Origin of the sequence: Streptomyces sp. NPDC053048 (assembly GCF_044547045.1) — a bacterium.
Lineage (GTDB): Bacteria > Actinomycetota > Actinomycetes > Streptomycetales > Streptomycetaceae > Streptomyces.
The window spans coordinates 327,260-348,226 of the sequence record NZ_JBITZS010000006.1; the positions used below are offsets into that span (position 1 = coordinate 327,260).

The following is a 20,967-nucleotide window of genomic DNA, read 5'->3' on the forward strand; positions in this document are numbered from 1 at the left end:
CGGACGGCACCCGAGGACGGACGGCGCCGGGGCACGCGCACGGCCCCTCGTGCTACTTCTCGCGCTTGACGACCTTGGTGAGCACGTAGCGCTTGCCCGAGCCGGGCTTGCCCACGTCGTGGTAGATCCGCGGCTCCTTCTGCGTACCGATGACGCTCCAGTCGCGCCTCAGCTCGCAGGCGCTGATGCGCAGGGAGACCCCCGAGACCCTGCCGCTCTCCGTGATCGGCTTCCAGCTCCCGGATCCGTCGCAGTCCGTCGGCTTGTCCTTGCCGGTACCGTCCCAGACGAAGTTGTCGAGCCCCTGAGCCGTCGCGTTGCCGTCGGGGCCGAGCCTGACCGTGCCGCCACGGCCGTCGGTCCACGTGCCGGCGAGGTCCGACGTGGTCAGGCGGGGCGGTTCGTAGACGCTCACCAGTCCCGTCCCGTACGCCCCCGCACCCAGCGCTCCGACGACCAGCCAGGCGAGCGCACTGTCGCGCATCACCCTGCGGGCGACGCTTCCGGAGCGACCCTCGCGCACACGGCGGGCCGCGGCCCGGCCGACCAGAGTCGCTGGCAGCAGTGCCGCCGTGAGCGCTCCCCACCAGACGAGGTAGCGCAGCGGCTGCGCGAAGGAGAGGCTGCCGAGCGCCGCGATGCCGCCGAAGACGCCCACCACCGCAGCCGAGACCACCGGCACCGCTCCCACGGTCCGCAACGGGCCGCCCGTCCGCCCCTTGCCGCGTGCCGAACGGCGCGCCAGGCCCAGGGCGGGCATGACGGCGACGGCGGTGACGAAGCCGCTCACGAGCACTGTCAGGAGCAGGACCCCGAGCGTGAGGGCGACGATCAGCAGCAGGCTGTCCGGGATCCCGTCGTGCTCACGGGAGAGCAGGAAGAGCACGGCTGCCGTTCCGCCGATGACGGCCTCGGCGCTGAGCGTGGCCATCGAGGCGCAGAACGCGGCGCCGAAGCCGTCGCCGTGCGGCACGCGCTCGGGCGTGGCACAACAGGTGCCGGGCGCGGTGTCCGTCGCCTCGTCGGGTATCGCGTGCTGCTCAGCCTGCTGAGTCATCGTCGCCCCTCCCTCTCCCAGGATGAGTCCTCCAGAGGTCGAGAGGTTCCGCTGCGAGGAGTCCGGGACAGCGCTCGATGCCCCTACTGGTCGAAGGAAAGGACGCCGCGCGCCACCGTACGGTTGATCACGTCGGCGGCGGCACGTTCGAAATCCTCGACCGGGTATACCTCGCTGATCAGCTCGTCGAGCTTGAGCAGCCCTTCGCGGTACAGCTGCGCGTAGAGAGCGATGTCGTGCTGCGGCCGGGAGGAGCCGTAGCGGCAGCCGAGGACCGACTTGTCCAGGTAGAGGGACGAGACGCGGAACGACGCCTCCGCACCGGCGGGCGGCACGCCCAGCAGTACCGCCTGTCCGTGCCGGTCGAGGAGGTCGATCGCCTGCCGCACGAGGCGGGGATCGCCGACACACTCGAACGAATGATCAACTCCCGTCGGCAGGATCTCCCGCACCGCCGACAGCACGTCCGGTACGGCAGAGGCGTCGACGAAGTGCGTGGCGCCGAAGCGCAGGGCCAGCGGCCCCTTCGCCGGGTTGGCGTCGACGGCGACAACGGTGGACGCCCCGGCGATCCGCGCGCCCTGCAGAACGTTCAGCCCGATGCCACCCGCGCCGATGACGAGTACGGACTCGCCCTGACCCACCCGGGCGCGGTTGAGGACCGCGCCGACACCGGTCAGCACCCCGCAGCCGATGAGGGCCGCGGGGATCAGTGGCACGTCGGAAGGGAGCCTGACCGCCTGAACGGCCTTGACGACCGTGCGCTCCGCGAAGGCGGAACAGGAGGCGAACTGGAACAGCCTCTCTCCACGGCGCGAGAACGGCGTGCCTGGTCTGCCGATCGACGTACGGCACATGGTCGGTCGGCCGCGGTCGCAGTCGGGGCACGCACCGCAGTTGGCCAGCGTGGACAGCGCGACGTGATCGCCGGGCGTGACGTGGCCGACGCCCGGACCGACCGCCTCGACCACCCCCGCGCCCTCATGGCCGAGCACCACGGGGACGGGGTAGGAGATGCCGCCGTCGACGACCGAGAGGTCGCTGTGGCACAGGCCTGCGGCGGCGACGGCGACCAGGACCTCGCCCGGACCCGGATCCCGGACCTCCAAGTCGTCGACGACCTGCGGGCGCTTGCCGTCGAAGATGACGCCTCGCATGGATGGTTGTCCTCTCCGGCGCTGGGGCGGATGGCATGGCGGGACCGCTGATCACGACGGCCCGGCGGTGCGGGTCACGACGGCCAGACGACCGACTGGAGTTCGCTGTAGGCGTGGAGTGCGAAGGAACCGCCGTCGCGCCCGACGCCGCTCTCCTTGAAGCCCCCGAAGGGCGCCTCGGGGTGCCGCTGGACGGTGTTGATGCCGACGTTCCCGCTGCGCAGCCGGGCGGCGAGGGCCCAGGCGCGGCTGGTGTCGGTGCTGAAGACGTAGTCGTAGAGGCCGTAGGAGGTTCCGTTAGCGATACGGACCGCCTCGTCCTCGTCGTCGAAGGCGAGGGCCACCACGACGGGGCCGAAGAGTTCTTCACGGGCGACGGCCATCTCGGGGTTGGCGTCGGTGATCAGGGTGGGGGCGACGTAGAACCCGGGACGGATTCCGGGGCGGGTGCCTCCCACGGCGATCCGGGCGCCTTCGTCCCGTGCTTTGGCGACCTGGGCCTCGACGCGGTCGCGCTGCGCGGCCGAGATCACCGGGCCGACGATCACGGAGTTATCCACAGGGCTCCCGATTGTCAGTGCCCCGGCGTAGCGTGTGAGCCCGGTGACGACCCGCTCGTACAGCGATCGATGGACGAGCACGCGGGTCGGCGCTGTACAGACCTGCCCGCTGTGGAAGGACCAGACCGAACCGACCGCCCCGATCGCCGACTCGAGCACCTTGACGTCGGCATCCCCCAGGACGATGGCTGCGCCTTTACCACCCAGCTCCATCAGGGTGCGCTTCATCGACCTCCCCGCTGTCTCGGCGATCTTCCTTCCCACCGCGGTGGAACCGGTGAAGCTGACCATGTCGACGCCGGGGTGGGCCACGAGCGCTTCTCCGGCGCCCGCGCCCGATCCGGTGACCACGTTGAACACTCCGTCCGGGAGGCCGGCCTCCCGGAAGAGCGGTCCCAGTTCGAGACAGCAGAGCGGGTCCTGTGGTGCCGGCTTGGCGACCACGGTGTTTCCCATGGCCAAGGCAGGGGCCACTTTGCCCGCGAGATTGACGACCGGGAAGTTGTAGGAGGTGATGCAGCCGACGACGCCCACGGGGCGACGGACCGCGGCGGCGCCGATCAGGCCGCCGGGGGCCAGCGGGCTCGCCTTGGCGGGCCACGGCGCGAGCGGGAGGACGTGCGGTTCCATGGCGCCCCGCGCGTAGCGCCGGAAGCGGTCCGCTGCCGCGGGCAACTGCAACGCCGAGGCGACGCGGAGGGTTGCGCCCGTCTCGGCCTGGAGAAGGGGCACGAGGTCCCCTCCTCGTTCCGTCAACAGATCAGCGATCCGGTCCAGGACGGCCGCGCGCTCGCGCGGTGCGGTACGGGACCAGCCGCTCTGCGCGGCCCGCGCGGCGGTCACGGCGTCGGCGACTTCGGCGGGAGTCGCCTCCGGGGCCTCCCCGACGACCTCTTCGGTCGCCGGATTGACAACTGGATAGTGCCCTTTATCCGGCGCGTGCCAGGCGCCGGCGATCCAGTGTCCGTACGCCCTCATGGCCGGGCCTCCTTCGGCAGGCCGAGTACGCGCTCGGCGATGATGTTGCGCTGGATCTCGTCCGAGCCGCCGTAGATGGTGTCGGCTCGGCTGAAGAGAAACAGGCGTTGCAGGGCGTCCAGTCGGTACGGCCTGTCGGCGTGCCAGTCGTCCGGTCCCAGGGCGGCGGGGGCGCCACGCACCTGCATCGCCAGTTCGCCGAGCCGTCTGTGCCACCCGCCCGACAGCAGCTTGGCCACACTGGCGGCCCCGGGGTCACCGTCGGCCCCCAGGGTCCGCAGCGCGTTCCAGCGCATGGCCTGCAGGTCGGCCCACTGCCGTACGAGCCGGTCCCGTACCACCGGCTCCGCTGCGGCACCGGTCCGTACGGCCAGGCGGATCACGCGCGCCAGTTCGACGGCGAAGCCGATCTGCTGGGTGAGGGTGGACACTCCGCGCTCGCGCGCGAGGAGGCCCATCGCGACCCGCCAGCCGTTGCCCTCACCGCCGACCAGGTGCTCGGCGCCGGCCACCGCACCGTCGAAGAACACCTCGTTGAAGTCGGCCTCTCCCGACAGCTGCCGGATCGGGCGGACCTCGATGCGGCCGGGCTGGTCCATCGGCACGAGAAGGAAGGAGAGTCCGTGGTGCCGCCGTGACCCCTCGGTGGTGCGGGCCAGCACGAAGCACCAGTCGGCCTCGTGGGCGAGCGAGGTCCAGATCTTCTGTCCGGTGATCCGGTACGTGCGGCCCCGGTCCGCCCGCTTCGCGAGGGTCCGGACGGCGGCGAGGTCCGATCCCGCCCCCGGTTCGCTGTAGCCCTGGCACCACAGCTCCTCGCCCCGGGCGATGGCGGGGAGGAAGCGGGCGCACTGGGAGTCGTCGCCGTGGGCGAGGAGGGTGGGGGCCAGCAGGTTCTCACCGATGTGGCCGAGGCGGGCGGGCGCCTGGGCACGGGCGTATTCCTCGGCCCAGACGACCTGACCGGTCAGGGTCGCGGTGCGGTTTCCGAAGGTGCCGCGGGATGCGTGCCACCCGAGGCCGATCCAGCCGCCGTCGCCCAGTTCGCGCTCCCAGTCGCGGCCCACCGTGCGGGGCCGGCCGGTGGCGAGGTGCTCGGCCAGCCAGGCGCGCGCCTCGTGGCGGAACGCGTCGTCCTCCGGCCCGAATGCAAAGTCCATTGCCTCTCCCTGGCCTGCCTCGCGGTGGACGCGTCACGCGTTGGGACGTTCACCGGCGGCGGCCGCATCGGCCATCTCCCGGAGCCGCTCCAGCATGGGCATCGGGTCCGTGCCGACCGTTCCGGGGAGGAGGTCGGCGATCCGGTCGGGGGTCCACGGTCCTTCGGCGTAGGCGGCACGGAGTTCGCGGGGCTGGGCCCAGACCGCGATCTTGGGTCCGGCCACGGTGTAGACCTGCCCGGTGATCCCCTCCTGGCGGGCACGCTCGCTGAGCAAGTAGACCACCAGTGCGGCGACGTCTTCCGGCTCGCCGATCTCCTTCAGCTCCGCCGGCACGTTGGCGGACATCCGGGTGCGGGCCACGGGGGCCACGCAGTTGGCCGTCACCCCGTACTTGTGCAGCCCCAGCGCGGCACTGCGGACCAGGGAGATGACCGCGCCCTTGGCGGAGGCGTAGTTGGCCTGGGACGCACTCCCCTGGTGGCTGCCGCTGGTGAACCCGATGAGGGCTCCGCCGCGCTGCCTGCGCATGACCGCGGAGGCGGCCCGGAAGACGGTGAAGGTGCCCTTGAGATGGGTGGCGATGACCGGATCCCACTCCTGCTCGGTCATATTGAAGATCATCCGTTCGCGGAGGATGCCCGCGACGCACACGGCGCCGTCGAGCCGTCCGTACCGCGCCAGCGCCGTGTCGACGATCCGCTGACCGCCTTCCATGGTGGCCACGTCGTCCGCGACGGCGACCGCTTCGCCGCCGGCCGCCGTGATCTCCTTGGCCACGGCCGTCGCGACCTCGCTCGTCGGCGCGTCGCCGGTGATGGACACGCCGTAGTCGTTGACGACGACCCGGGCTCCCTCCGCCGCGCAGGCCAGGGCGACCGCCCGGCCGATGCCCCGCCCGGCTCCGGTGACGGCGACCACCTTGCCTGCCAGGAAGTTCCCCATGGTGCACCCCTTCCCGCCCGATCTGACGATCCGTTAGATTTTTCGGCAGGGCGAGTCCGAGCACAAGACATGCAGCGAAGCGGAAAACGGCCGCGAGGGGCCGACTACTTCGGGGAGGGCACCCATGGCGCTGCCGGCCGAGTTCCATGAGCTGGCCAAACGGCTGAACAACTGGGGTCGGTGGGGCGAGGCGGACGAGATCGGCACCCTCAACCTCATCACCGACGATGTCGTGCGCGCCGCTGTCGCGACCGTCGCGAGCGGGCGCCGCGTTCCGCTGGCCGTGCCGCTGCAGCACGACGGGATCCAGACGGGCGTGATCCCGGGCAGGGTCAACCCCCTGCACACCATGGTCGCGGTCAACATGGAGATGTTCGGCCCCGGGACCGTCGCCACGAGCGACGACGTCGTGACCATGGGCCTTCAGGCCGGTACGCACTGGGACGGACTCGCCCACGTCTCGCACAGCGGCAAGCTCTACAACGGTCGCCCCGCGGACTCGATCACCGCTCATGGGCGCGCGGCGTTCCACGGCGTCGAGAAGGCGGGGCACATCGTCTCGCGCGGCGTGCTGCTCGACGTGGCGCGGGCCAGGGGTGTGAGCCGGCTCGACGGCGACCACGCGGTGTCGCCCGAGGACCTGGAAGCGGCGGCGGAGTTGGCGGGGGTTACGGTCCGGCCCGGCGACATCGTGCTGGTGCGGACTGGCCAGATCCAGCGCTACCTCGCGGGCGACAAGCAGGCGTACGCCTATCCTTCGCCCGGCCTTTCGATTCGCACACCGGAATGGTTCCACACACGGGACGTCGCGGCCGTCGCCAACGACACTCTCACCTTCGAGATCTTCCCGCCGGAGATCGAGGACCTCTGGATGCCCGTTCACGCGCTCCACCTGGTGGAGATGGGCATGCCGCAGGGTCAGAACTGGAACCTCGAGGGTCTTTCGGAGGCCTGCGCGGAAGCGCGGCGTTACGCGTTCCTGCTGGCGGCGATGCCGGAACCGTTCGTGGGCGGCACGGGAACACCGGTGGCCCCGGTGGCCATTCTCTGAGGACGGCGCCGCACGGCACGGCCGGGCCCTCAGCCCCTCGTGAGGACGGGCGGGCGGCGGCGCACAGATGCGCACCCCGAGCACGGCACCGTACGCCGCCACCCAGCTCCGGCGCCCGAGCCCTGTTGTCGCGCCGGATCGCGACCCGCACTCGCCAAGGCAGCCCTGGAAGACGGGCCTCTCGACGTCCCCTCGCAACGAATCGCTGCATCCAAGGGTGATCACGTGACCACTTCACGTCAACACCTGGTCTGGACTTTGTCGACTAAGCCCGATTTGTCGCGGCGTGTTGTGGCTCAAAAACACCACTCCAGTACGGCTCCCCGCGATCGACCTCGCACCAGATGCGCTTGCCGGCACCCTCCCTGTGCCAGCCCCAGCGGTCGGCGAGGCCGTCGACCAACTCCAGTCCCCTGCCGCCCGTCTCGTCGCCGTCCGCCCGGCGGCGCCGGGGCTCGCGGGCGCTGACGTCGGCCACCTCGACGCGGACGGTGCCGTTGCCCGCCCTGCCCGCCGCGCCCGCGACGCCGCCCACACCGGGGAGGAGCATCCGCAGCACGGCGGGGCATCCGGTGTGCACCACGGCGTTGGTGACCAATTCCGAGATCAGCAGGATCAGCGTCTCGGCGAGAGGTTCATCGACCCCTATGCCCGATCCGGCCAGCCGCGACCGCGCCCACCGCCGAGCCCGGCCCACTTCCGCGGGGTCGGCCCGAACCTCCATCTGCATCTGAAGCACCTGCACCGCTCACACCATCCGAACCGGCGGACACAACGCCTCGCGTCTTGGGGAGATCACAGAATGTGACATCCTCTCGAGACAGCATGGTTGACGTTCAGTTACCCCAACAAGCGCTTCAGGCATATTCCGGCGCAAAGGAGTATGCGTGCTGCATACTGTGCGACGCGCGCCGCGGGGACTCGAACGCCGGGGCGTTTCGCGCCCCGGACCGATGCGAGCGCAGCGCATTGGCCGACCCGGCACATCAGCCCCTTCGGGCCCGCCGACTTTGTTGCGCCTCTGAACCACTCGCACCCCACGGAGGGTACCCGAGGGGCGCCGCGACTCCGCACTGTGACGAGTTACGCGAAGAACACAACTCGATATCGACGCAGCGTGATCATTCGGCAGCGATAAGCCGGGTAATTCACCCACATCGATTACACAGCGCCATTCGTACGGTTCGCGATTTCCGCCGAGCAATTCTCCGGGCCGCCCAGGAGGGCCGCCGCCAGCTCCTCCTCGGCCTCAGCCGTCGACTGCCACTGCATACGTCGGACCCAAGCCCGTTTCAGGTGGAGATGGACATCCGCGTCCCAGGTGAAGCCGACACCGCCGTGCAGTTGCAAACAGTCACGGGCATTACGGACAGCAGCCTCATCGGCGAGCAGTTTCGCCCCGGAAATGTCACTTGGGGTAACCGTCAGCGATGCGGCATAGACGCTACTGCGTGCGATTTCCGTACGCGCGAGCATGTTCGCGCAGAGGTGCTGCACCGCTTGGAACGCCCCGACAGGGCGGCCGAACTGCCGGCGGTCCTGCACATGGGACACCGCCATCCACAGCGTGCGGACCGCGCTGCCGAGTTGCTGCGCGGCGGTCAGCAAGGAGGCCTCGCGGCACAGCAGGGCGGCATCGGGTGCGCCGGCGACAGGGACGGCCGCGAGCGGGACACCACCGGCTTCCGGTACATGATGCAAGGGGGTTGCGGGATCCACCGATGTGAGGGGCCGAGCGGGGCCCATGGCCGGTGGCCAGCTGTCGCCCGGTTCCAGGACACGGACCGTCGGCCCGCCGAGCAGCAGCACGGCGTCCGCCGAGCCGAGATGTTCGACCGTGCCGGAGCTCTCGAGAGCCGTCACCACGGCTGTACCTTCAGCGGCACCGGGCACCAGGCCCGCCGCGAGGTGGGTGGCGACCAGCGGTCCGGGAAGCAGGACCCTCCCCGCCTCCTCGAAGAGAAGTACGGCCTCGGGCAGCCCGAGAGCGGCCCCGCCGTCCACCTCCGGCAGCCGCAGCGAGAACAGGCCCGCTTCCCCCAACTCCCGCCACAGGGTGCGGTCAAGACCGGCTGTCCCGCCCACCTCCGATTCCACCGCCTCCCGGAGCTTCTCCCGGGGAAATCGCGCCGCCAGGAGATCGCGCATTCCCGCCCGCAGCGCCCGCTGGTCGTCGCTCAGCCGGAAATCCATGATCGCTCTCACCGCCCTCTGGGAAGACCGAGCATGCGCTCGGCAATGATGTTCTGCTGGATCTGGGTCGTACCGGCGGCGATGGTGTACGAGAGAGAGGAGAGACGCTCGAGGGTCCACTCGTGTGCGGTGTCCAGCGACAGGGGCCCGAGGATGTCGGCCGCCGTGTCGTACAGATCTTGACGGGCCCTGGAATAGCGCAACTTGAAGACCGAGGCCCCCACCCCCGGCACTCCGCTGCCACCGGTGCGAAGCCCGTGCTCGGCCTCGCTCGCATTCCACTGGGCAAGCCGCCACAGCGCAGAGAATTCGGCGTTCAGACGTCCCAGTGCCCGGCGGAGCACGGCATCGTCCCAGCGCCCGTTCTCCTTTGCCGTTCGGGCGAGCAGCGCCACGGTGCGGCGGCAGGCGACGACCTCCCCGGCGAAGGCGGTGCCGCGCTCGAAGGAGAGGGTGACCATGGTGACGCGCCAGCCGTCGTTCTCGGCCCCCACGCGATGGGCGACCGGCACCCGCACCTCGTCGAGGAACACCTCGGCGAACTCCGTGGAACCGGCCAGGGTGCGCAGCGGGCGCACGGTCACACCGGGGGTGTCCATGCGCATCGCGAGCCAGGTCAGGCCGCGATGGCCCGGGGTGGAGGGGTCGGTGCGGACGAGGAGTTCGCACCAGTCGGCGACCTCGGCGTGCGAGGTCCAGATCTTGCTGCCGGTGACGACGTACGCGTCGCCGTCGCGCACCGCGCGAGTGCGCAGGGAAGCGAGGTCGGAGCCGGCCTCGGGCTCCGAGAAGCCCTGGCACCACACCTCCTCGCCGCGCAGGACGGGTGGCAGCCAGCGGGCCCGCTGGGCGGCGGTGCCATCGACGGCGATGGTGGGCCCTGCATGCAGCAGGCCCACGAAGTTGGCGCCCACGTAGGGGGCTCCGGCGCGCTCGGTCTCCTCGAGGAAGATCAGGTGCTGGGTGGGGGTGGCGCCCCGGCCGCCGGAGTCGGCGGGCCAGTGCAGGCCCGCGTAACCGGCGTCGTACAGGGCGCGTTGCCACGCGCAGTCGTAGGCGCGGCGGGCGGGCCAGTTCGCGGGGGACGGCTTGGGGGGCAGCGTGGGCAGCGTCCGGCGCAGCCAGGCGCGCAGCTGCCGGCGGAAGTCCTCGTCCTCCGCGCTGAGGGTGAGGTCCATGGCGCTCACGCGTCCGTGTCGTCGAGGTCCAGGCCGAGCATCCGGATGGCGTTGCCGCGCATGAGTTTGTGGACGGTCTCCTCGTCCAGACCCCGTACGTGGTCGAGGGCCACCTCCTTGGTGTGCGGAAAGGTGGAGTCCACATGGGGGTAGTCGGTCTCGAAGGTGGCGTTGTCGCGGCCCACGGCGTCGAGTGAGGCGATCCCGTGCTTGTCGCGGAAGAAGCAGCAGAAGATCTGCCGGTAGTAGTAGGTGGAGGGAGGTTCGGGGATCAGGTCGCGTACGCCGCCCCAGGCGCGGTGCTCCCGCCAGACGTCGTCCGCGCGCTCGAGGGCGTAGGGGATCCAGCCCATCTGGCCCTCGCTGTAGGCCAGTTTGAGGCCGGGGAAGCGGACCAGGACGCCGCTGAAGAGGAAGTCCGACATCGATGCCATGGCGTTGTTGAAGGACAGGGTCGCCTGCACGGCGACCGGTGCGTCGGGGGAGGCGGCGGGCATCTGCGAGGAGGAGCCGATGTGCATGTTGACGACGGTGCCGGTCTCCTGGCAGACGGCGAAGAGGGGATCCCAGTAGCCGCTGTGGATGCTGGGCAGGCCCAGGTGGGTGGGAAGCTCGCTGAAGGTCATGGCCCGCACGCCGCGGGCCGCGTTGCGCCGGATCTCCGCGACGGCGAGGCCGATGTCCCACAGCGGGACGATGCACAGCGGAATGAGCCGGCCGCCGCTGTCACCGCACCATTCCTCGACCATCCAGTCGTTGTAGGCGCGGACGCAGGCGAGAGCGACCTCCTTGTCACGCGCCTCGGCGAAGGTCTGGCCGCAGAAGCGGGGGAAGGTCGGGAAGCACAGGGACGCCTCGACATGGTTGAGGTCCATGTCCTTCAGGCGCTCCGCCGGATCCCAGCAGCCCGGCCGCATTTCCTCCCGGGTGATGCCCTCCAGGGTCATGTCGTCGCGGTCGAATCCCACGGCGGCGATGTTGCGCTTGTAGGGGAAGCGGAGGTCCTCGTAGACCCACCAGTCGGCCGGCGGCCCGTCCGGGTCCATGGTGACGCGATACTTGCCGCCGGTGTACACCAGCTCACCGATACCGGTGGTGACGGACCGGGGTCCGCGGTCACGGTATTTGGCGGGCAGCCAGCTGTCGAAGAGGTGGGCCGGCTCGATGACGTGGTCGTCGACGCTGACGATGCGCGGCAGCTCCATGAGGACGACTCCCCTCTACTATCTGACGCTCCGTCAGTTCTCTTGCGGAGGCTAGCCCGCACCCCCTGGACCGACAAGGTGTGACGCCCTACGCTCCCGCCCTACATGACAGCACGTCAGTTCAGTGCGGAGGCCGCCATGCAGTCCGGCACCGACCGGGACCTCGCCCGCTCGCACACCCTGTGGGAACTCCTCGAGCGGCGTGCCGCCCTCACCCCCGACGCTCCGGCGCTGATCCAGGCCGACGAACCGCCGGAGGCACCCGGGCCGCCCGATGCGCCGGCCGGCAGCACCGCAAGCGCGCCCGGCGACGACCGCCGCCTGACGTTCGGCGGCCTGCGCGAGAGGGCCGAAGGCGTCGCCGCCTGGCTGCACACCCTGGGGCTCCGGCCGGGAAGCCGCGTGGCCTGGCAGTTGCCCACGCGCATCGAGACCGTCGTCCTCAGCCTCGCACTGGCCCGCCTGGGCGCTCTCCAGACGCCGCTCATCCCCTACTGCCGCGACCGCGAGGTGGGCCACGCGCTGCGGGCCACCGAAGCCGAGTTCTTCGCGGTACCGGGTGTGTGGCGGGGCTTCGACCACACGGCGATGGCCCACCGGCTCGCCCTGACGCTTCCCGATCCGCCGCTGGTGTTCACCGCCTACGACGCACTGCCGGAGGCCGACCCGGCGCTTCTGCCGCCCCCGCCCGCCCGGGGCACGGACGTCCGCTGGGTGTACTGGACGTCCGGAACGACCAGCGAGCCCAAGGGCGCCCTGCACACCGACCGAAGCCTCATCGCCTCAGGGGCCTGTCTCGCCGACGCACTCGGCCTCACGTCCGACGACGTCGGTTCGATGGCCTTCCCGTACGCGCACGTGGCGGGCCCCGACTACACCGTCACCGTTCTCCTGCGGGGCTTCCCGGCCCTTCTGCTGGAGTACTTCTCCCTGCCGGGCTCGCTGGGCGCCTACCGCCGCCACGGCGTGACGGTGGCGGGCGGGTCGACGCCGTTCTACTCGATGTTCCTCGCCGAGCAGCGCAAGGATCCCGGCCGCAGGCTCATCCCCACCCTGCGCCTCATGGCGGGCGGCGGCGCGCCCCGGCCACCCGAAATGTACGGCGAGGTCGTCCGCGAGCTGGGGTGCGCGCTCGCGCACGGGTACGGCATGACCGAGGCCCCGATGATCACCATGGGTTCCCCGAACGACCCGGCGGACAGGCTGGCTACCACGGAGGGCAGGCCGCCCGCGGGCATGGAAATCCATGTCGTCGGACCCGACGGCGAACCGGTGCCGGCCGGTACGGACGGGGAGATACGGCTGCGGGGCGAGGCCGTCTGCCGGGGCTACCTCGATCCCGAGCGGACCGCCGAGGCGTTCGACGCCGGCGGCCGGCTCATCACCGGCGACCTCGGACACCTCACCGAGGACGGCTACCTCGTGCTCACCGGGCGAGCGAAGGACATCATCATCCGCAAGGGCGAGAACATCTCGGCCCAGGAGATCGAGCAGCTCCTCCACGGGCTGCCGGGCGTGGCCGATGTCGCCGTGATCGGCCTGCCCGACGCCGCGCGCGGCGAGCGGGTCTGCGCGGTCGTCGAACAACCCCCGGGAGCGGCGCCCCTGACCCTGGGCGAGGTGACCGCCCACCTGCGCAAGGCGGGGCTGGCCGTGCACAAGCTGCCCGAGCAGCTGGAGACCGTCGACGCGCTGCCGCGCAACGACACGCTGCGCAAGGTCCTCAAGTACAAGCTGCGGGAGCGCTTCACCAGCTGACCGACCGGGGGCGGCCGGGGGGGCGGCCGGCCTCAGCCTCAGCCGGACCTCAGCCGTGGGCCCGGTACGTGCCCACGGCCTGCTCGAAGAAGGCGTCCACCGAGCGCTGTTCGTCCATCGGGCCCCTGACCAGCAGCAGGTGATAGCGGTCGGCCCGGATCATCGCGGCGTTGCGCACATAGACCTGCCGGCCGCTGCTGTCGTTCCAGTTGAAGGCGCCCTCCGCCGCCGCGCCGCCCACGTCGCTGCGGCGCAGGCCGGAGGAGCCGGACCAGGACGAGGAACGGTACGGGGCCAGCTCGGGCTCCTTGTCCTGCTGGTAGGCCATCGGGTCGCTGCCGAACTCCGACACCTTGTCCCGCCCCGGCACCACGATCAGCTCGTAGTCGCCGCCGACGTAGACGACCTGACCCCGCTCGTTCTCGCCCCGGCGCTGCCAGCCCTCGGCGACGGCCACGGTGAAGCCCTTGGCGTCCTTGCGCAGGGTGAACCCCTTGGCGACACCGCCGGACCTCCCGGACCCGCCGGTGCGCTCGTCCTGCGCTCCGGAGGCGGCGGTCTGGCCCACCCGTCCGGCGGAGCCGGGATAGTTGGGGGCGGCGCTCAGCGCTTCCGGGGTGCCGGTGCGGTCCGTCGGCGCCTGCCCCGCGCTCTCCTCCGCGCGTGGCATGAACAGCAGCGCGTACAGCACGGCCGCGATCAGGGTGAGCAGGATCAGGCCGAGCAGCATCCGGCCCAGACGGTGGGGGGACGGTGCGGTGTCCACCCGCTCCTCGCGGAGGTGCCCCACGGTGTGGAACCGGCCGCGCTCGTGGGCCTGCGGGGCCCGGCCCTGGTCCTTGGCCGTTCGCTTGTGCCGTCCGTGTGCGGCCGCCGCCGTCTCCGAGGAGGCGCGGCCGCGCCGGCGGCGGGCGACTTCGCCGCGCCGCCGGACGACAGGCAGCCGGCGCGCGTCGGTGGAGGCGGGCGTACCGAGCGACGGCACGGTGACCGTGCGGCTGCCGATGTCCGGCTCCGGGGCCGACCGGATGAGCGAGCGGAGCCAGCCCCGCAGTTCCTCGAACTCCGGGCGCTCGGCCGGGTCCTTGCGCATCAGGGACTCGACGACGGGCCGCAGCGCGCCGCATTCCTCGGCGTACGCGGGAGGTTCGGCGCAGACGATCTGCACGAGCTCGGCGGTGCTGTCCTCCGGGTAGGGGGCGTGCCCCTGCACGACGCGGAAGAGCAGCGCGCCCAGCGCCCACAGGTCGGCCGCGGGCCCGACGGGGGGCGCGAGCTGCCAGTTCTCCTGGACCGGCCAGGCCTGCTCGGGTGCCCAGCGCTCGGTGACGGCGCCCACCACGACCATGCGCGCCTGCCGGGCCCGCTCGGCGGCCAGGGCGCTGCCGGGACCTCCGGCATGGCCCCACCCCTCCGCCGGCCCCGGGGAGGGGACAGAGAGGGCTTCGGGCCGGAGCTCGCCTGCGACGGCGGGCGGCGTGGGGTGGGCCGGGCCGGGCTCCGGCGCGGCCGTTCCGGTGCCGGGACGGCCGCCGCGGCCGGACGAGGGGCCGTGCAGCAGGGTGTCCGGGCTCCGCGGCGGGGTGGAGCCGGGCGCGGGCGCCGTGCCACTGGCGGCGCTTCCACCGCCCCAGGTGGATGCTCCGGCCGCCGGTACGGATGTGGCCTCGGCCGCCGCGCGCGCGGCGGCGGCACGGGCCGCCGCGTGGTACGCGGCGATGGCACCGGAACGCACCGCGCGGGCGTTACGCGAGGCGTCCCCGTCGCCGGCGTCCCCACGGGCGGGCCCGCCGGCCGGGGTGGGCCGGCCACGGCCGGCAAGGCCCCCTTGGCCGACGGCACCTGCCGAGGGGTACGACGGTCCCGGGACCCCTGGAACCGCTGGGACCCCAGGGACCGCCGGAACCACTGGAGGTGTGCGAGGGACGGGGTCGTAGCCGCACAGGGCCTCCTCGGCCGCGCCGGCGGCCAGGCCCGTGAGAATGGCACGGCCGTCGTCGCAGATGAGGACGGTGCGGGCGGTGATGTTGCGGTGGGTCCAGCCCTGGGAGTGAAGGGCGCGCAGGGCGGTGAGGACGTCGGCGGCGACCTCGGCGGCGCGGTGCGGGGTGAGGGTGCGCTCGGCGAGGAGCGCGGCGAGCGGCCGGGCGGAGACGAACTCGCTGACGATCCACAGGCTGCCCGCCTCGGCGAAGACGTGGAAGACCTGGTCGAGCCGGGGATGGTCGGGGATCTGCGCGGCGGCGGTCGCGGCCGCCAGCGCGCGGCGCACCGCCGGGTCGCCGGTGCCCTGGGCCGGCCGGCCCGTGCCCCCGCCGCCCGCTCTGCCCCCGGGCCGGCCCCGGGCCACGGTTCCGGACCCTGTCCCGGCCCCGGTTCCGTATGCGCCCCCGTCGCCCACGACGTCGGCGTCCACGAGCTCGGGCAGCGGAATCTGCCGGACCAGGACCTCCTGACCGCTGTATGTGTCGAAGGCCCGGGTCTCCACGAGTTCGAACGCCTCGGAAGGTGGCAGCGGCAGGCGGTAGCGGTCGGCGAGCACCCGGCCCGCGTAGTCGTCCACGACGCCTCCCCAAACGTGCGATCCGCCCGAACGTGCGATCCGCCCACCATTGCCCGAACGACCATCAAAGGCGGTCGTTCCACGCTTATTGCGGCTGCGTACGGTCCACGACGACTCACGATACGTGCCGAACCCGCCCCTTCGGGCCCGTACGGCTCAGTACGTCCCCCGGCCCGGCACCGGGTATGCCTGCGGACCGGTCCCCGACCGGCTCAGGGTGTCGGTACGGTCAGTTTGCGCGCGGAACGTCGCGCGTGCCGTCGGCCGGGGTGCCGTACACGGACGTCACCGACGAGACCGAGGCCTTCTTGTGCGGGGTGGTGGAACCGCCCTTGCCGTTCTCGTCCTTGTCGCCGCCGCTCAGGGCGAGGGCGAGCACGGTGCCGATGACGGCCAGCACGACGACGACCGCCGCGATGAGCAGCACGCGGCGCGGCACGACGTCGGTGATCGACGCGCGGCCGTACGTGGTGACCCGGCCGCCCCGGTTGGCGCGGGCGCCGGCGGCGACGCTGTCCACCCGCAGCTTCACGGGCTGCGCGGACCCTTCGGGCTCGGCGGTGACGGACGAGCTCGACGGAGTGTCGTCGCGCAGCGGGCGGAACGCTCCCCGCGTGCGCTCCGTGGCCGCGTCACCCGGACGCGAGCTCCTGGCGGAGACCGGGGACGACGACCTGACGGACGCCCCGGACGAGGCAGAGGCAGAAGCAGAGGCGGCGGAGGAGGAGGAACCGGCCGCGGGCGACGACCCCGACGACCGGCCGCCCGTGTAGCCGCCGTAGCCGCCCTTGCCGTAGCCGTCCTTCTTCGCCTTGGACGACGATCGGCCCGCCGACGAGGACGGGGAGGGCTTCTCCGGTATGGACGGCATGACGATGGCCTGGGTGGCGTCCAGGTCGGGGGTGGGCTCGGGCGGCTTGGGAAGGCGCTCGTCGGGGGCGTTGACGGCGTCCGTCAGCAGCGCCCGCGCGCCGGCCTCGTCGAGCCGCTTCTGCGGGTCCTTGGCGAGCAGTCCGTACATCACCTCGGCCAGCGGGCCGGCGTTGCGCGGCGGCCCCAGGGGCTCGGTCATGACGGCGGTGAGGGTCGCTATGGCCGACCCCTTGTCGTACGGCGGGACACCCTCGACGGCCGCGTAGAGCAGGCCGCCCAGCGACCACAGGTCGGCCGGGGGCCGGGCTTCTGGCCGCGGGCCCGCTCGGGGGATATGTACGAGGGGGCACCGACGAGCATGCCGGTCGAGGTGACCGACGGGTCGCCCTCGACCTGGGCGATCCCGAAGTCGGTGAGGACGACGCGGCCGTCGTCCGCGATGAGCACGTTGGAGGGCTTCACGTCGCGGTGCAGGATGCCCTCGCGGTGCGCGGCGCGCAGCACGTCGAGGACGGCGAGGCCGACCTCGGCGGCTCTGCGCCACTTCAGCGGTCCGTCCTCGCGGATGACGTCGGCGAGCGAGCGGCCCTCGATGAGCTCCATGACGATCCACGGACGGTCGTCCTCGTGGACGACGTCGTAGACGGTGACCGCGCCGGCGCTGCGGATACGGGCAATGGCCTTGGCCTCACGCAGAGTGCGCGTGATGAGGCGTCGCTTCTCGTCCTCGTCGATGTTGGCGGGGAAGCGCAGCTCCTTCACCGCGACGACCCGGCCCAGGGTTTCGTCCGTCGCCCGCCAGACCGTGCCCATGCCACCGCGCCCGAGGACGTCCCCGAGGCGGTATCGCCCGGCGAGGAGGCGCCCTGCCGTGCCCTGCGTCTGCTCCGCCTCCGACATGCGTCCCCTCTGGCAATCAGCTCTGCGACCAACCGACCCTGGCAGAGCGACCATTGTCTCTCATCCGCGGACCGGCGGAAGGCCAGGGTCCGAGAGGCCATGGATGATGAGCGCGTGCCGACGCGTTCCGCCCTCCCGCGCCTCATGGCGGCCATGGCCGCTCTGACCTGCGTCGTGGCGGTTTTCGTGACGACGGGACGCGGCGGCGTCGCCGCCCGCTCCCCTGTAGGGGACCTGGTTTCGGAGCGTACGGTTCCAGGCGCGGCGCAGCTGTCACAGGACGCTCATGGTGCGGCCCGGTTCAGCACGGCGGGCGTCGCGGACCTACGGACCGGACGCCCCATCCGCCTCACGGATCGCTTCCGGGCCGGGAGTATCACCAAGACGGTCATCGCCGTCGTCGTCCTCCAGCTCGCCGCCGAACGCCGGCTGAACCTGGACGATCCGGCCGCCGAGCACCTCCCGGCGGCGGCCGCCGCCGCCCTCCACCGGGCCGGGGCCGGCGGGCCCCCGGTCACCGTCCGTCAACTCCTCACGCACACCAGTGGGCTCTTCTCCTACACCGATGACCGGCCCTTCGGCCGCCGCGTCTTCGGCCAGGGCTTCGCCACGCACCGCTACGAGTCCCACACGCCCGACGCGCTGCTGCGGACCGCGCTCGCGCACCCGCCGTACGCACCACCCGGACAGCGCTACGGCTACTCCAACACGGGGTACCTACTGCTCGGTATGGTCATCCGTCAGGTCACCGGCCATTCCTACGCCGCCGAGGCCCGCCGCCGGGTCATCACCCCCTTGCGCCTCGCCGGCACCACCTTCCCCGGCGTCCGGCTCACGCTGCCGGCACCGCACGGCCGGGCGTACAGCGCGTCAGGGCGTCTGCGCGCGGACGCCCTCACCGACGTCACCGACCTCAATCCCTCCGCCGCGGGGGCCGCCGGTGAGCTGGTCTCCACCCTTCCCGACCTCAACCGCTTCTTCGCGGCCCTGCTCGGCGGCGCGCTGCTGCCGCCGCCTCAGCTGCGCGCGATGCGCGACACCACGGCGTCCGGCGGCCGGTACGGCATGGGACTGTTCCCCGTCCGGCTGCCCTGCCACCGCACCGTGTGGGGCCACAACGGCGAGATCAACGGCTCGTACGTGCAGACCCTGGGCACCGCCGACGGGCGACGCGTGGTCAGCTACCGCACCAACAGCGACACGCACATCCCCCAAAGGGCCGAAACACGGCTTCTGCGTGCCGCGTTCTGCCCGACCGGCGCTTGAGCGTGTCCGAGTTCCGGGCGGTACCCCTCAGATGGGCTGGATCTCCGGCGCGCCCAGCCGGGCCGCGTCCGCCGTCAGGTCGTCGGGCTGCCGCTGCGACTCGCGCTCCGCCTCCACCCGCTTCTCGTAGTGCTCGACCTCCTTGTCGATCTGCGCCGCGTCCCACCCCAGCACGGGGGCGATCAGCTCGGCGGCCTCACGGGCACTGCGCGTCCCGCGGTCGAAGGTCTCGATGGAGATCCGCGTCCGCCGCGTGAGCACGTCGTCCAGGTGGCGCGCCCCCTCGTGCGAGGCGGCGTAGACGACCTCCGCCCGCAGATAGTCCTCGGCGCCGGTCAGCGGCTCACCCAGGGAGGGGTCGGCCAGTACGTAGGACAGCACCTCGTCCACCAGCGAGCCGTACCGGTTGAGCAGGTGCTCCACGCGCGCGACGTGCAGGCCCGTGCGCCGTGCGAGCTGTGCGCGGCCGTTCCACAGCGCCCGGTAGCCCTCGGCGCCGACCAGCGGCACGTCCTCGGTGACACAGTCGGCCACCCGCTGCGCGAGGCCGTGGACCGCCTCGTCCACGGCGTCCTTGGCCATCACCCGGTACGTCGTGTACTTGCCGCCCGCGACGACCACCAGGCCCGGCACCGGGTGCGCCACGGTGTGCTCGCGCGAGAGCTTGCTGGTCGCGTCCGACTCGCCGGCCAGCAGGGGGCGCAGCCCGGCGTACACGCCCTGGACGTCGTCCCTCGTCAGCGGCACGGCGAGCACCGAGTTCACGTGCTCCAGCAGGTAGTCGATGTCGGCGCTGGAGGCGGCGGGGTGGGCCTTGTCGAGGTCCCAGTCGGTGTCCGTGGTGCCGATGATCCAGTGCCTGCCCCACGGGATCACGAAGAGCACGCTCTTCTCGGTGCGCAGGATGAGGCCGGTGGTGGAGTGGATGCGGTCCTTCGGCACGACCAGGTGGATGCCCTTGGAGGCGCGTACGTGGAACTGGCCGCGTTCGGCGATGAGCTGCTGGGTGTCGTCCGTCCACACCCCGGTGGCGTTGACGATCTGCCGGGCCCGGATCTCGAACTCGCCGCCCTGCTCCAGGTCGCGCACCCGGGCCCCCACCACGCGCTCGCCCTCGCGCAGGAATCCGACGACCCGGGCCCGGTTGGCGGCGTCGGCGCCGTAGGCGGCCGCGGTGCGCACGAGGGTGGTGACGTAGCGGGCGTCGTCCATCTGGGCGTCGTAGTACTGCAGGGCGCCGATCAGCGCGTCCTTGCGCAGGCAGGGCGCGACCCGCAGCGCCTTGCCGCGGGTGAGGTGACGGTGCGTGGGCAGCCCGCGGCCGTGGCCGGAGGAGACGGACATCGCGTCGTAGAGGGCCACGCCGGCGCCGGCGTAGAAGCGCTCCCAGCCCCGGTGCTGGAGCGGGTAGAGGAAGGGCACCGGCTTCACCAGGTGGGGCGCCAGCCGCTGCAGCAGCAGCCCGCGCTCCTTGAGGGCCTCGCGCACCAGGGCGAAGTCGAGCATCTCCAGGTAGCGCAGCCCGCCGTGGATGAGCTTGCTGGACCGGCTGGAGGTGCCCGCCGCCCAGTCCCGCGCCTCGACGAGCCCGGTCGTCAGCCCCCGGGTGGCCGCGTCCAGCGCGGTGCCCGCGCCGACGACGCCGGCGCCGACCACCAGGATGTCCAGTTCCCGCTCCGCCATCCGGGCGAGCGCCTCGCCGCGCTCGGCCGGCCCGAGTGTCGCTGTCCTCACCACTGCCTCCCGCCTGACCGCTGTCGCGGCCGTCGCCGGTGACCCGTCACTGCCGGTGCCGCACGCCGCCCGGTGCACCCTCGTCGCGCCGGACGACGGGCCGTCCTCCTTCGATGCTGCCCCAGATCGGCCGCGCGGGCCGGGCCGGACGCCCGAAGCCACCCCCGCCGACGCGGGTTCACCCCGGGGCGTCATCCCAGGCGCGCCCGCGGGCGTCGTCCCGGGCCCACCTCCGGACGTCACCCCGGATCCACCCCACGATCCGTCGGCGCGGCACCGACTCTCCCATGGCAATACGGGAAAACAGTCATATATCCGCCTAACCTGATGTAACGGCCTACCCCGCCGGAAACCGGCCGGTAATCCCCTCCGGGAAGGACCGCATCCCC

The 20,967-nt window shown here is 72.1% G+C and carries 14 protein-coding genes and 1 pseudogene; 3 read left to right on the forward strand and 12 right to left on the reverse strand.

Going from position 1 to position 20,967, the window contains the following annotated elements:
- Positions 1 to 52: 52 nt before the first annotated feature.
- From ACIG36_RS18110 to ACIG36_RS18130, 5 genes are all read right to left on the reverse strand, one after another.
- Positions 53 to 1,057, reverse strand: coding sequence for a hypothetical protein (locus ACIG36_RS18110; protein WP_399928373.1), 1,005 nt, complete (start codon positions 1,055 to 1,057; stop codon positions 53 to 55).
- An 83-nt stretch (positions 1,058 to 1,140) separates the two neighbouring features.
- Entirely contained in the window at positions 1,141 to 2,214 is a 1,074-nt protein-coding gene (locus ACIG36_RS18115; protein WP_399928376.1) for a Zn-dependent alcohol dehydrogenase, read from the reverse strand.
- Positions 2,215 to 2,288: 74 nt separating this feature from the next.
- On the reverse strand, positions 2,289 to 3,752 hold the full coding sequence (locus ACIG36_RS18120) for an aldehyde dehydrogenase family protein (protein ID WP_399928378.1): 1,464 nt from the start codon (positions 3,750 to 3,752) through the stop codon (positions 2,289 to 2,291).
- Positions 3,749 to 4,912 (reverse strand): acyl-CoA dehydrogenase family protein, encoded by a 1,164-nt coding sequence (locus ACIG36_RS18125; RefSeq protein ID WP_399928380.1) that lies wholly within the window; start codon positions 4,910 to 4,912, stop codon positions 3,749 to 3,751. The genes ACIG36_RS18120 and ACIG36_RS18125 overlap by 4 nt, the downstream gene beginning before the upstream one ends.
- A 33-nt stretch (positions 4,913 to 4,945) precedes the next feature.
- On the reverse strand, positions 4,946 to 5,857 hold the full coding sequence (locus ACIG36_RS18130) for an SDR family oxidoreductase (protein WP_399928383.1): 912 nt from the start codon (positions 5,855 to 5,857) through the stop codon (positions 4,946 to 4,948).
- Positions 5,858 to 5,981: 124 nt separating this feature from the next.
- On the opposite strand from ACIG36_RS18130, the gene ACIG36_RS18135 reads away from it, so the two are divergent.
- Positions 5,982 to 6,908, forward strand: a complete 927-nt coding sequence (locus ACIG36_RS18135) for a cyclase family protein (protein WP_399928385.1) — start codon at positions 5,982 to 5,984, stop codon at positions 6,906 to 6,908.
- Positions 6,909 to 7,173: 265 nt separating this feature from the next.
- Here ACIG36_RS18135 and ACIG36_RS18140 read toward each other — a convergent pair whose 3' ends face one another.
- From ACIG36_RS18140 to ACIG36_RS18155, 4 genes are all read right to left on the reverse strand, one after another.
- Positions 7,174 to 7,653, reverse strand: a complete 480-nt coding sequence (locus ACIG36_RS18140; RefSeq protein WP_399928388.1) for an ATP-binding protein — start codon at positions 7,651 to 7,653, stop codon at positions 7,174 to 7,176.
- Between the two features lie 416 nt (positions 7,654 to 8,069).
- Complete coding sequence (locus ACIG36_RS18145) at positions 8,070 to 9,101, reverse strand: acyl-CoA dehydrogenase family protein (RefSeq protein WP_399928391.1); 1,032 nt, start codon at positions 9,099 to 9,101, stop codon at positions 8,070 to 8,072.
- An 8-nt stretch (positions 9,102 to 9,109) separates the two neighbouring features.
- Positions 9,110 to 10,279 carry an acyl-CoA dehydrogenase family protein gene (locus ACIG36_RS18150; protein WP_399928945.1) on the reverse strand — a complete coding sequence of 390 codons (1,170 nt, stop codon included), beginning with the start codon at positions 10,277 to 10,279 and terminating at the stop codon, positions 9,110 to 9,112.
- A 5-nt stretch (positions 10,280 to 10,284) separates the two neighbouring features.
- Positions 10,285 to 11,484 (reverse strand): amidohydrolase family protein, encoded by a 1,200-nt coding sequence (locus ACIG36_RS18155; RefSeq protein ID WP_399928394.1) that lies wholly within the window; start codon positions 11,482 to 11,484, stop codon positions 10,285 to 10,287.
- A gap of 138 nt (positions 11,485 to 11,622) precedes the next feature.
- Between ACIG36_RS18155 and ACIG36_RS18160 the strand changes: the two genes are divergently transcribed.
- Entirely contained in the window at positions 11,623 to 13,242 is a 1,620-nt protein-coding gene (locus ACIG36_RS18160; protein WP_399928947.1) for a class I adenylate-forming enzyme family protein, read from the forward strand.
- 49 nt (positions 13,243 to 13,291) lie between these two features.
- Here ACIG36_RS18160 and ACIG36_RS18165 read toward each other — a convergent pair whose 3' ends face one another.
- Both ACIG36_RS18165 and ACIG36_RS18170 read right to left on the reverse strand, forming a co-directional pair.
- Positions 13,292 to 15,805 carry a protein kinase gene (locus tag ACIG36_RS18165; RefSeq protein ID WP_399928396.1) on the reverse strand — a complete coding sequence of 838 codons (2,514 nt, stop codon included), beginning with the start codon at positions 15,803 to 15,805 and terminating at the stop codon, positions 13,292 to 13,294.
- A 328-nt stretch (positions 15,806 to 16,133) separates the two neighbouring features.
- Positions 16,134 to 17,578 (reverse strand): annotated as a pseudogene (locus tag ACIG36_RS18170) (serine/threonine-protein kinase); the annotation flags it as partial.
- Positions 17,579 to 17,692: 114 nt separating this feature from the next.
- Between ACIG36_RS18170 and ACIG36_RS18175 the strand changes: the two are divergent.
- Entirely contained in the window at positions 17,693 to 18,844 is a 1,152-nt protein-coding gene (locus ACIG36_RS18175; RefSeq protein ID WP_399928399.1) for a serine hydrolase domain-containing protein, read from the forward strand.
- 27 nt (positions 18,845 to 18,871) lie between these two features.
- On the opposite strand, the gene ACIG36_RS18180 is transcribed toward ACIG36_RS18175, so the two are convergent.
- Positions 18,872 to 20,578 carry a glycerol-3-phosphate dehydrogenase/oxidase gene (locus ACIG36_RS18180; RefSeq protein ID WP_399928402.1) on the reverse strand — a complete coding sequence of 569 codons (1,707 nt, stop codon included), beginning with the start codon at positions 20,576 to 20,578 and terminating at the stop codon, positions 18,872 to 18,874.
- Positions 20,579 to 20,967: the final 389 nt, after the last annotated feature.

Bases quoted from the DNA above. Each gene is read 5' to 3' on its own strand.
- ACIG36_RS18110 (WP_399928373.1), bottom strand. From the start codon at position 1,057: ATGACTCAGCAGGCTGAGCAGCACGCGATACCCGACGAGGCGACGGAC.
- ACIG36_RS18115 (WP_399928376.1), bottom strand. From the start codon at position 2,214: ATGCGAGGCGTCATCTTCGACGGCAAGCGCCCGCAGGTCGTCGACGAC.
- ACIG36_RS18120 (WP_399928378.1), bottom strand. From the start codon at position 3,752: ATGAGGGCGTACGGACACTGGATCGCCGGCGCCTGGCACGCGCCGGAT.
- ACIG36_RS18125 (WP_399928380.1), bottom strand. From the start codon at position 4,912: ATGGACTTTGCATTCGGGCCGGAGGACGACGCGTTCCGCCACGAGGCG.
- ACIG36_RS18130 (WP_399928383.1), bottom strand. From the start codon at position 5,857: ATGGGGAACTTCCTGGCAGGCAAGGTGGTCGCCGTCACCGGAGCCGGG.
- ACIG36_RS18135 (WP_399928385.1), top strand. From the start codon at position 5,982: ATGGCGCTGCCGGCCGAGTTCCATGAGCTGGCCAAACGGCTGAACAAC.
- ACIG36_RS18145 (WP_399928391.1), bottom strand. From the start codon at position 9,101: ATGGATTTCCGGCTGAGCGACGACCAGCGGGCGCTGCGGGCGGGAATG.
- ACIG36_RS18150 (WP_399928945.1), bottom strand. From the start codon at position 10,279: ATGGACCTCACCCTCAGCGCGGAGGACGAGGACTTCCGCCGGCAGCTG.
- ACIG36_RS18155 (WP_399928394.1), bottom strand. From the start codon at position 11,484: ATGGAGCTGCCGCGCATCGTCAGCGTCGACGACCACGTCATCGAGCCG.
- ACIG36_RS18160 (WP_399928947.1), top strand. From the start codon at position 11,623: ATGCAGTCCGGCACCGACCGGGACCTCGCCCGCTCGCACACCCTGTGG.